The 10,203-nt window shown below is 73.0% G+C and carries 13 protein-coding genes; 8 read left to right on the top strand and 5 right to left on the bottom strand.

The window, feature by feature from the left end; genetic code table 11:
- Positions 1-189: 189 nt before the first annotated feature.
- Positions 190-654 (bottom strand): iron chaperone, encoded by a 465-nt coding sequence (locus ACIHAD_RS39985; protein WP_397359991.1) that lies wholly within the window; start codon positions 652-654, stop codon positions 190-192.
- A gap of 62 nt (positions 655-716) precedes the next feature.
- Positions 717-1,172: a carboxymuconolactone decarboxylase family protein gene (locus tag ACIHAD_RS39980; protein ID WP_397359990.1), complete on the bottom strand. Its 456-nt coding sequence runs from the start codon at positions 1,170-1,172 to the stop codon at positions 717-719.
- A gap of 189 nt (positions 1,173-1,361) precedes the next feature.
- On the opposite strand from ACIHAD_RS39980, the gene ACIHAD_RS39975 reads away from it, so the two are divergent.
- Positions 1,362-3,836 carry a tetratricopeptide repeat protein gene (locus ACIHAD_RS39975; RefSeq protein WP_397359989.1) on the top strand — a complete coding sequence of 825 codons (2,475 nt, stop codon included), beginning with the start codon at positions 1,362-1,364 and terminating at the stop codon, positions 3,834-3,836.
- On the opposite strand, the gene ACIHAD_RS39970 is transcribed toward ACIHAD_RS39975, so the two are convergent.
- On the bottom strand, positions 3,820-4,035 hold the full coding sequence (locus ACIHAD_RS39970) for a response regulator transcription factor (protein ID WP_397359997.1): 216 nt from the start codon (positions 4,033-4,035) through the stop codon (positions 3,820-3,822). The genes ACIHAD_RS39975 and ACIHAD_RS39970 overlap by 17 nt on opposite strands.
- A 119-nt stretch (positions 4,036-4,154) precedes the next feature.
- Between ACIHAD_RS39970 and ACIHAD_RS39965 the strand changes: the two genes are divergently transcribed.
- Positions 4,155-4,349 (top strand): hypothetical protein, encoded by a 195-nt coding sequence (locus ACIHAD_RS39965; RefSeq protein ID WP_397359988.1) that lies wholly within the window; start codon positions 4,155-4,157, stop codon positions 4,347-4,349.
- On the opposite strand, the gene ACIHAD_RS39960 is transcribed toward ACIHAD_RS39965, so the two are convergent.
- Positions 4,325-4,618 (bottom strand): hypothetical protein, encoded by a 294-nt coding sequence (locus tag ACIHAD_RS39960; protein ID WP_397359987.1) that lies wholly within the window; start codon positions 4,616-4,618, stop codon positions 4,325-4,327. The two genes, ACIHAD_RS39965 and ACIHAD_RS39960, sit on opposite strands and share 25 nt — an antisense overlap.
- Before the next feature lie 264 nt (positions 4,619-4,882).
- Between ACIHAD_RS39960 and ACIHAD_RS39955 the strand changes: the two genes are divergently transcribed.
- The gene (locus tag ACIHAD_RS39955; RefSeq protein WP_397359986.1) at positions 4,883-5,296 is read left to right on the top strand and encodes a VOC family protein; all 414 of its coding nucleotides are present in this window, start codon (positions 4,883-4,885) and stop codon (positions 5,294-5,296) included.
- Positions 5,297-5,556: 260 nt separating this feature from the next.
- On the top strand, positions 5,557-6,381 hold the full coding sequence (locus ACIHAD_RS39950) for a nitroreductase/quinone reductase family protein (protein ID WP_397359985.1): 825 nt from the start codon (positions 5,557-5,559) through the stop codon (positions 6,379-6,381).
- A gap of 6 nt (positions 6,382-6,387) precedes the next feature.
- Here ACIHAD_RS39950 and ACIHAD_RS39945 read toward each other — a convergent pair whose 3' ends face one another.
- The gene (locus tag ACIHAD_RS39945) at positions 6,388-7,572 is read right to left on the bottom strand and encodes an MFS transporter (RefSeq protein ID WP_397359983.1); all 1,185 of its coding nucleotides are present in this window, start codon (positions 7,570-7,572) and stop codon (positions 6,388-6,390) included.
- Positions 7,573-7,669: 97 nt separating this feature from the next.
- Between ACIHAD_RS39945 and ACIHAD_RS39940 the strand changes: the two genes are divergently transcribed.
- The 4 genes from ACIHAD_RS39940 (at position 7,670) to ACIHAD_RS39925 (ending at position 10,077) form a co-directional block, all read left to right on the top strand.
- Positions 7,670-8,122 (top strand): winged helix-turn-helix transcriptional regulator, encoded by a 453-nt coding sequence (locus tag ACIHAD_RS39940; protein WP_397359982.1) that lies wholly within the window; start codon positions 7,670-7,672, stop codon positions 8,120-8,122.
- A 206-nt stretch (positions 8,123-8,328) separates the two neighbouring features.
- The gene (locus tag ACIHAD_RS39935; protein WP_397359980.1) at positions 8,329-8,886 is read left to right on the top strand and encodes a TetR/AcrR family transcriptional regulator; all 558 of its coding nucleotides are present in this window, start codon (positions 8,329-8,331) and stop codon (positions 8,884-8,886) included.
- A gap of 10 nt (positions 8,887-8,896) precedes the next feature.
- The gene (locus ACIHAD_RS39930; protein ID WP_397359979.1) at positions 8,897-9,253 is read left to right on the top strand and encodes a hypothetical protein; all 357 of its coding nucleotides are present in this window, start codon (positions 8,897-8,899) and stop codon (positions 9,251-9,253) included.
- 656 nt (positions 9,254-9,909) lie between these two features.
- The gene (locus ACIHAD_RS39925; RefSeq protein ID WP_397359978.1) at positions 9,910-10,077 is read left to right on the top strand and encodes a hypothetical protein; all 168 of its coding nucleotides are present in this window, start codon (positions 9,910-9,912) and stop codon (positions 10,075-10,077) included.
- Positions 10,078-10,203 lie beyond the last annotated feature (126 nt).

Raw genomic sequence — 10,203 nt, 5'->3', positions numbered from 1 at the left:
TCCATCGAGATGCGCGACACCGACGAGGACGTCTTCCGCGCGGCGGAGGAACTCGGTATCGATCTGTCCCGGCGTGAGCCGAGCAGCGTGGAAGAGGTCTGACGGTCCCGTGCTCCACTGCGGCGTGCCGGGCCGGAGAAGGGTCCGGCACGCCGCGGTGGAGCAGGACCGGCGGGTTCCCGGGGGCTCTCAGCCCGCGGCCTGCTTCACGAGGGCGGCGATGCGCGCCTCGGCGTCGGGGGTCAGCTCCTTCAGCGCGAAGGCGCTCGGCCACATGGCGCCGTCCTCAAGGGTCGCCCCGTCGTTGAAGTCGAGGGTGGCGTACCGGGACTTGAACTTCGCGGCGGGCTTGAAGAAGCACACGACGCTGCCGTCCTTGGCGTAGGCCGGCATCCCGTACCAGGTCTTCGGGGTCAGGTCCGGCGCGGCGGCCCTGATGACGGCGTGCACCGCCTCGGCCAGCACGCGGTCGTCCTCGGCCATCTCGGCGATCTTCTCCAGCACGTCGCGCTCGCCGTCGGCCGCCGACGCCTTCCCACCGCGCCGCGCGGCCTTCTTCAGCTCGCCGGCGTGCGCCTTCATGGCCGCGCGCTCGTCCTCGCTGAAGCCCTCGAAACCCTTGCCGGTCGCGGCGGTCTTCTTGGTGGTGCTCATGGTGAAATCTCCTTCTGTGTGGGGTGAATGCTAGTACTGACCGTTTTGTGGGGCGGTGTGGCTCAGCCCCACGCGCCGGCGATCTGCCGGGTGGTGGCGTTGAGCCGGTTGAACAGGTTGGTCACGCCGATCATCAGCACGATCGCGGCGAGCTGCTTCTCGTCGTAGTAGGTGGCGGCCCTGTCCCAGACCTCGTCGCTGACCGCGTCGGCCCGGTCGGCCAGCCGTGTGGCGGCCTCGGCCAGCTCCAGCGCCGCCCGCTCCTCCTCGCTGAAGTACGGGGCCTCCCGCCAGGCGACGACCGTGGCCAGCCGCTCCTCGCTCACCCCGGCCTTGCGCCCGGTCTTGACGCCCGCGTCGACGCAGGCGCTGCACCCGTTGATCTGGCTGACCCGCAGGTGCACCAGCTCCAGCGTCTGGGCGTCCACCCCGCCGGAGTGCACCGCCTTGAACAGCTCCTGGATGGGCTGCATCGCGCCGGACAGTACGAAGGCCGGGTTCTTCATCCGAGACTGCATGGTGGTTCTCCCTTTTCGGTGAGCTTCTCCTGGTCGGCGCCCCGTCCTTGGGGCGTGACTCCATCTCAGCCGAGCGGGCGCGCCACGACGATGCCCGTGGGACACCGTGGGACAGCCGGAATGCCGTTGGCCTGCGGCGATTCGTCCCGGTAAGTTTCTTCCCCGACGGGACAGAGAGGCAGGAAACAGGTGGCACGACAGCAGACCGCGGACCCCCAGGACGAACTGGCCACCCGGCTACGCCTGCTCCAGGAGCTCTCCGGGCACGGCGTACGGGCCCTCGCCCGCGAGACGGGCCTCAGCTCGTCGTCGCTGTCGCGCTACCTCAGCGGCCAGTCGGTGCCGCCGTGGGCCGCGGTGATCGAGCTGTGCCGCCTGGTCAAGCGCGACCCCCGCCCGCTGCGTCCCCTGTGGGAACGGGCGGCCAACCCCCTGCCCGCGCCCCCGAAGGCGAGCCGCCAGGTCCAGCCGCCCTCGCCGCCCGCCGGCGCTCCCCGTCCGCCGCGCAACGACCTGCCGCGTGACGTGCCGGACTTCACCGGGCGCGAGGCCCAGCTCGACGCCGTGCTCGCCGCGGTCGCCGAGAGCCGGGTGGTCGCCGTGGACGGCATGGCCGGCGTCGGCAAGACCTGCCTGGCCGTGCACGCCGCCCACCGGCTCGCCGCCGACTACCCCGACGCCCAGCTCTACCTGGACCTGCACGGGTTCACCGACGGGCGCGAACCGCTCGACCCCGACCCCGCGCTGCGGACCCTGCTCGCCGCGCTCGACGTCCCCTCGGAGAAGATCCCGCAGGAGGGCGGCATCGAGCCGCTGGCCGCGTGCTGGCGGGCGGAGCTGGCCGGGCGGCGGGCCGTCGTGGTCCTCGACAACGCCGCGAGCGCCGACCAGGTGCGCATGCTGCTGCCCGGCGCGGGCGAGTCCGTCGCGCTGATCACCAGCCGCAACCGGCTGCTGGGCCTGGAGGAGGTACCGCCCGTCTCGCTGGACGTGCTCACCCCGCAGGAGAGCGCGCAACTGCTGGCCCGCGCCAGCGGCGAGCCCGGCGGGCCCGACGGGCGGCTGGCCCGCGACCCGGAGGCGGCGGCCGAGGTGCTGCGGCTGTGCGGCCACCTGCCGCTGGCCCTGCGGCTGGCCGGGGCCCGGCTGCGGCACCGGCCCGGCTGGACCGCCGGCATCCTCGTCGAGCGCATGGCCGAGGGGCCGAGCGAGTTCGACACCGCCTTCGCCATGTCCGTACGGCAGCTCGACCGGGCCCAGCGCCGCCTGTTCCGGCTGCTGGGCCTGCTGTCCGGGTCCTCCTTCGACGACTACGTGGCCGCCGCGCTGGCCGGCGTGCCGCTGCGCAGCGCGCGGGCGATGCTGGAGGACCTGCTCGACGCCCATCTCGTCCAGCAGCCCTCGCCCGGCCGGTACACGCTGCACGACCTCGTCCACCAGCACGCGCGCCGGGCCGCCGAGGAGCAGGACTCGCCGGCCGAGCGGGAGCAGGCGCTGGGCCGGGTACTCGACTACTACGTGCACGCGGCAGCCGCCGCCGACGCCGCGATGCCGTACGAGTCGGGCAGCCGTACCGCGTCGGCGGGCAGCCCTCCGGCCGATCTGCCGGCGTTCGGCAGCAAGCACGCTGCTCTGGGCTGGTTCGTCGCGGAGTACACCAACCTGATGGGCGCCTTCGAGGTGGCGGTCGCCATCGGGGCCGACGCGCACGCGTGCGAGCTGCCCCGCTTCATGCGCACGTTCTTCGCCCGGCGCTGCGGCACGACCCACCTCAACGTGCTCTTCGAACGCTCGCTGGCGGCCGCCGAACGGCTGGGAGACCCGTGGCAGCTCGCCGAGGCGCACAGCGACCTGGGCTTCGCCCGCTACAACGCGGGCCGCATGGCCGAGGCCGGAGCCGCGTACGAGGCGGCGGCGCCCCTGGTGTCCCAGGCCGGCGACACCCGCTCCGCGGCGGACCTGATGATGCGCCGCGGCTACCTGAGCTGGGACGAGGGCCACGTCGAGGAGCCGCTCGACCTCTTCCGGCAGGCGGCCCGGCTGTACGACGACGCCGGCTGCCCGATGGGCGCGGCCCACGCCGCGGCCGACGAGGCATGGGCGATGCTGCAACTGGGACGCCGTGAGGAGGCGGCCCGGCTGGCCCGCGAGGTGCTGGACCTGACGCACGGCGAGCCCGGCTGGCCGGCCACGCTGACCGCCCGGATCACCCTCGGCATGGCCATCGTCCACGAGCAGCCCGACGAGGCCGCGCGGCACCTGCGCCAGGCCCTGGAGCTGGCCCGCGAGGACGGCCACCAGCACAACGAGGCGTGGTGCCTCAACTGCCTGGGCGTCGCCCTGCGCCAGACGGGCCGCTACGAGGAGGCGCTGGACAGCCACCGGCAGGCGTTCGCGCTCCTGGACGAGCTGTTCGAGGAGCACTGGAAGGTGCACTTCCTCTACGGCTACGGCGAGACCTGCCGCCTGGCCGGAATGCCCGAGGAGGCGCTGCGCCTGCACCGCCAGGCTCTCGAACTGGCCCCCAAGGTGGGCGCGCGGCACAAGGAGGTCCTGGCCCACGAGGGCATCGCGGCCGTGCTCGACGAGACCGACCCGGCCGCGGCGGCCGAGCACCGGGCGGCGGGCCAGGCCATCCGCCGCGACCTCACCCCGGCCCCCTGACGGCCACCCCCTCAGGCCGCGCCGAGTGTTCGGCCGTCGCGCGGGCGAGTTCGGTGCGGTTGGCGACCTGGAGCTTGGCGTAGACGTGCGCCAGGTCGGTCTTGACCGTGCCCCGGCTGACGAACAGCCGGGCGGCGATCTCCGGGTTGGACAGCCCTTCGGCGGCGAGCCCGGCCACCGACCGCTCGGCCGGGGTCAGGCTCTCCCACCCCGACCCGGGCCGGCGGCGCGGCCCGCGCGCGCGGGTGGCGTAGGCGACCGCCGCGCATCGCGCTGTCCCTCGACGGCCGGGTCAGCGGCCAGGGCGGCGAGTACGACATGAGCTGGATCGTCCCGCACGCCCTCAGCGACGGCGCCCGCGACCACATGATCCGGGTGACGGGCGCCGCCACCACCGCCCTGCTCGGCCGGAAGAACTACGAGGGCTTCGGCTCCTTCTGGTCGCTCACCGACCTGTCCACCACGGACTCGGGCGCGATCTGCCTGCTCTACGACCGCGTCCGCCAGGGGTGAGCGCGCGGGCGGGGGAGCGGGCCGGCGCAGGCGGTCAGGCCGGGAGCGGGGCGGTGGCGCGGTGCCTGGCGAAGGTGAGGGCGACGACGGTCCCGAGCAGCGATCCACATCCCGGTCCAGGTGAGGCCCTGGCTGACGCCCGCCACGACGATGCCGGGCAGCACGCCCCAGTACGAGCCGTCGGCGCTGATCCCCGTCGCCAGCAGCGCGGTGCCCGCCGCTCCGCCGACGGTCCCGGCGAGCAGGCTGACGCCGCCGGTGGCCAGCACCGCGCCCGGGACGTCGAACCGGCGGCCCCTGGGAGAGGGCCGGCAGGGCGAGGATCAGACCGGGTCGGCGTCGCATGTGCACCTTCATACGATTGTTCGTAAAAAACGTACAGTTCGGGATCCTCGTACAGTGGGCGGGTGCTCGTCAAATCGTTGTGCGGGGCCCGTGGATCAACCGGTCAGGAATCGAGAAGCGCCCGGCGGGGGGCCTTCCGTAGCGTGGCTTTCCTATTCGGAACGTCTGCAGCACCAAGGAGAAAAGGCATGAAAGCGCACGTCAGCTCGATCCTGCTCGCCGTCGAGGACATGGACCGGGCCAAGCGGTTCTACACCGAGGGACTCGGCTGGAAGATCCAGAACGACTACGGCATCTCGGTGTTCTTCGAGTCGGACGGCGCCTCGCCCGTCGGCTTCTACGGCCGCGAAGGTCTGGCCGGTCTGGTCGGGGTGACTCCGGAAGGTAGCGGTTTCAGTGGGGTTGTCCTCACGTACGTCGTCCGCAGCGAGGCACGGGTCGACGAGATCATGGACGAGGCCGAGAAGGCCGGCGCCACGATCCTCAAGCCCGCCGGCGCCCTGCCGTGGGGCGGTTACGGCGGCACCTTCGCCGACCCCGACGGCTACGTCTGGAGCCTGGGATACAGCGCCCAGGGCGAGGACCAGCCGTACGCCGAGTAACCGCGGCGGACGCCTCCCGGAGAGGTGGTGGGGTCCGGCGCCGGACCCCACCGCGCATCGGCCGGAAGGGCTGCGACATGACTGCTTTGCGAAAAATATCTTGATGAAGTAGCGTCGCCCCCGTGACTGCCGGGTCGGCCTTGGGCCACGCACCAGAGAGCAGCCCGGCCCTGGCGTGATCGCCCGGCGGGCGCGCGGCCCGCCGTTTCCTCTTCTCCCTCTCAGCACGTCAGAGCAGAGACCATCACCCATGGAGAAGAGTGGATTTCAACAAGCAGGTCATCGACGAGTTCCGCGCCAACAACGGCCAGGTCGGCGGCTATTTCGAGGGAGCGAGACTGCTCCTGCTCACCACGACCGGCGCCCGTTCGGGCAGGCCGCACACGACCCCGCTCGGCTACCTGCCCGACGGCGGCGAGCGCATGCTGGTCATCGCCTCCGCCGGAGGAGCGCCGCGAAACCCCGCCTGGTACCACAACCTGCGGGCCGAGCCCCGCGCCACCGTCGAGAGCGGCGTCTTCGTCTTCGACGTCGAGGCGGAGATCCTGGAAGGGGCCGAGCGGGACGCCGCCTTCGCGCGCGCCGTGGAGAGCGACCCCGGCTGGGCCGGCTACCAGAGCAAGACGACCCGGATCATCCCGGTCGTCGCGCTGAAGATCGTGCCGGGGCCGCCCCGGTCGAGCGCGCCTTCCGGCGGGGCGTACCTCAGGCTGGTGCACGAGGGCTTCCGGCGCGAGCTCGCGCTGATCCGCAGGGAGCTGACCGCCACCGGCCGCCCCGGCCTGGGCGTGCAGCTGCGGATCAACTGCCTGACCGTGTGCCAGGGGCTGCACCACCACCACACCGGCGAGGACACGATGATGTTCCCGGCGCTGGCCGAGCGGCACCCCTCGCTCGCCCCGGTCATCGAGCGGCTGGCCGAAGAGCACGAGCGCGTCGGCGTGCTCGTGGCGGAGCTGAAGGAGGCCCTGTCGGGTGACGACCCGGTGCGGGTGCGCGCGGAGATCGAGCGGCTGACCGACGAGCTCGAAGCGCACCTGACGTACGAGGAGGAGCAGCTCGTACCGATCCTCGACCTCGCCTGAGCCCGTTCAGGCCGAGGCGGACGCGCGCGCCCGCGCCGGGGCGGTGAGCCGCCGGGTCGAGACGGCGACGAGGAGCCCGAGCAGGGCGTAGGCCGCGCCGAGCAGGCAGGCGCCCGGCCATCCGGCGACGCTGTAGGCCCAGGTGGTGGTGATCGCGCCGAGCGCGGAGCCGAGGGAGTAGCAGGCCATGTACGCGCCGATGACACCGCTGCTCCGGTCGGGACGCGCGCTGGTGAGCAGGTGCTGGCTGCTGACGTGAACGGCCTGCACGGCGAAGTCCAGCACGATGACGCCGACGATCAGCAGCCACAACGACGACCCCGCCTGGGCGATCAGCAGCCACGAGCCCGCGAGCAGCGCCAGCGACCAGCCGGTGACCGAGGAGGCCAGGCCCCGGTCGGCCCAACGGCCGGCCCGGGCCGCGCCCAGCGCCCCGGTGAGACCGGCGAGCCCGAACAGTCCGATCTCGGTGGTGCCCAGGTGCCACGGCGCGGCGCCGAGGGGGAGCGCCAGCCCGCTCCACAACGTGCCGAAGGAGGCGAACAGGAAGAACGCGACCAGCCCCCGGGTCAGCAGGAGCCGGTCACCGGCCACCAGCCGGCCCAGCGAGGCCAGCAGTCGGCCGTAGGAGTCCCGGGGGCGCGGGACGTCGGCGTCGAGGGTGACGCGGGCGGCGATCGCGAGCAGCACGCACAGCACGGCGATGACCAGGTAGACCATGCGCCAGTCGGCCAGCTCGCCCAGCAGGCCCGCGACCACCCGGACGGCGAGGATCCCGGCGACCACGCCCGAGGTCACCGTGCCGATGTTGCGGCCGCGTTCGCCGGGCGGCGAGACGGCGGCGACGTAGGCCACCGTGATCTGGACGACCACCGCGAACAGCCCGGCCAGGGCCAGCCCCGCGATCACCGGGCCGGCGCCGGGCGCGGCGGCGGCCACCCCGGCGCCCGCCGCCGTGAGCAGCAGGTGGGCCGTGATGAGCCGGCGCCGGTCGAACAGGTCGCCGAGCGGGACCAGCAGCACCAGCCCGGCCAGATAGCCGATCTGCCCGGCGGCGACCAGCCATCCCAGTGAGCCGTCCGCCAGCCCGAGGTCCCGGCCCGCGGCCTGGAGGACGGGCTGGATGCCGTAGACGGGCGACACGGCCACCGCGCACACCAGCGCGAGCACGATCCGTTGCCTTCCGGTCATTCCTGATGACACGTCACTCCCCGACAAGTTTCAATATGCAACCGATCGGAGGTTAGGACATAATGGTTTCAGATTGCAACTGACCTGGGAGGGGCCGGTGGACGTCACACTCGCTGCGGGAAGCGCCTGGACCGACCCGGCGTGCCCGGTCGCACGGGCCGTCGACCTGGTGGGCGACCGGTGGAGCCTGCTGATCGTCCGCGACGCGATGGACGGCGCGACCACCTTCACCGAGTTCCACCAGCGGCTCGGGATCGCCCGCAACATCCTCACCGACCGGCTGCGCAAGCTGGTCGAGCACGGCATCCTCGACCGGCGCGCCGCCGCCGACGGCAGGCGGCACGCCTACCGGCTCACCGACGCCGGGCAGGACCTCTTTACGGCCGTCGTCGCCCTCCGCCAATGGGGGGAGCGCCACGCCTTCGCCCCGGACGAGCCGCACTCCGTCCTGGTCGACGGCCAGGGACTGGAACTGCCCCGGCTGCACCCGCTCGGCCAGGACGGCGCACCGCTCTCCGCCGAGACCTCACGCGTCCGGAAGACCGCCTGAGCGCCTTCCGCCGGATGGCGAGGGCTCAGTGCACGCCGACCACTCGAACGCCTTGACGGCGGCGAGCCGTTCGGCCCGGGGTGTCACCCTTGCCGCCCGCGTCCAGTCGGAGGGCCGAGCTCGCCGAACCGGGCGCACGCCGGTCGGGTGGAGTTTAGGAATGGGTGTTCTTGACTGACCGTTCCTTAATGCTCTATGGTCGAGCCATGGGACGACCAAGAGGTTTCGACGAGACCACCGTGGTGCGGGCGGCGGCAGAGCTGTTCTCGACCCGGTCCTACGACGGCATCTCCATGGACGAACTGGTGACCCACCTCGGCGTCCACCGCAACAGCCTGTACAAGACCTTCGGCAGCAAACGCGGCCTCTACCAGGCCGCGCTGCGCTGGTCCCTGGAGCACGACATCACCCCCCTGATCGACCGCATCGCCCAGGCGGGCGACCTGGCGGAGGCGCTGCGCGTCGCCGCCGGTGAGCCCGCCGCCGAGGTCGGCCTCAACCTGCTGCTGCTGGCCGCGGTCGAACGCGCGCCGGTGGACCGCGAGGTCGCCGACCAGCTCACCGCCGTGCTCGCCGCGTTCGACCAGGCCGCCAGGACGGCGGCCGGCCCGCTGGACCCCGCCGCGAGCGCGGCGGACGACCTGGCCTTCGCGGTCACCGCGGCCGTCCTCGGCCTGCGGATGCGGGCCAGGGCGGGGACCGCGGGCACCGACATCGACCACGCCGGCGCCGCTCTGGCCCGCCGGCTCACCCACCACACCTGAGGAGCACGACATGGCGAAGATCAGCATTGAGGGACAGGCACTGGTCGTGGAGATCGAGGGCCTGGACAAGCTGTGGGCGCTGAAGAGCCGGCTGGTCATCCCGCTGGCCAACGTCCGCGGCGCCACCGCCGACCCGGGGATCGTCGGCGACCCCAAGGGGCTGCGCGCGCCCGGCGCCCACCTCCCCGGCGTCATCACGGCCGGCACCTTCCACCTCAACGGCGAGAAGGTCTTCTGGGACGTGCACGACGCCGCCAAGGCCGTGGTCATCGAGCTGGCCGACGAGCGTTACGCCCGGCTCGTGATCGAGGTCGCCGACCCGCGCGCCGCCGTGGCGCTCGTCGAGGAGGCCACCGCCGTCCGCTGACCGCCGCCAGCCCCCGCACCACAAACGATGTGGGACGAATACGGGACAGGCGCCGCACCCCCCACCGGGCCGACAATGACCCCACGCGACATGCCGGGGCGGGCTCGATCGGCCGCCCCCGGGTCCACGCGGACGACACCCGTACCGACCCTGGAGTCCCGATGGCCACGAAGTTCCCTCCCCTCTCCCCGGACGACCCGGCGTCGGTGGCCGGGTACCCGCTCCGCGCCCGGCTGGGGGAGGGCGGGTCACCTCGGCCACGGACGTGTTCGCGCTGGGCCAGCTCGCCGTCTTCGCCGCCACGGGACGGCCCGCGTTCGGCGAGGGCCCGGCCGACGTGCTCTTCTACCGCATCACCAACGAGGACCCCGACCTGGGAGGATGCCCGCCCGCCCTGCACGGCCCACTGGCCCGCTGCCTCAGCCGCGACCCGGCCGACCGGCCCGCCCCGGCGGAGATCGCCGCGCTCGCGGGGGCACGTGGCGGCGGGGCGGCCGGTCCCTGGTTGCCCCCGGCGGTGGCCTCCACGTTGCACGCGTACGCGCCGCCGCGGGGGCCGGCGGCTCCGGTGCGGGTCTCAGCTCACCGTCTGGGACGTCACCGGCCAGCAGGCCCTCTTCGACGGCTCCCCGGACCCGTCCGCCTGCGTGGACGCCGTGAACCTGAACCCGCTGGGCTCCTCGCTGACCTTCGCCCACATGCGGGTGGGGATGGGCCTGTGCGTCGTCACCGGGGACCACCAGGTCGTCCTCCTCAAGCTGCTCCGCAAGACCGCCGCCACGCACGCGCTGACCTGGTCGGCCACCGCCTGGGCCCGGGGCTAGGACAAAAGCGCCCCCGGGACGCCCCGGTGACGGGTTCCGGCGACGGCCGGCGGCAGTTCCTTCCAGAGATGTCTCAACTTGTGGCGAAATTCGCCAGAAGATCTAGACGTATGGCATTACGCGGGT

This window comes from Nonomuraea sp. NPDC052265, from assembly GCF_044547985.1.
Classification (GTDB): Bacteria; Actinomycetota; Actinomycetes; order Streptosporangiales; family Streptosporangiaceae; genus Nonomuraea.
This window is presented reverse-complemented; position numbering and strand designations above follow the sequence as displayed.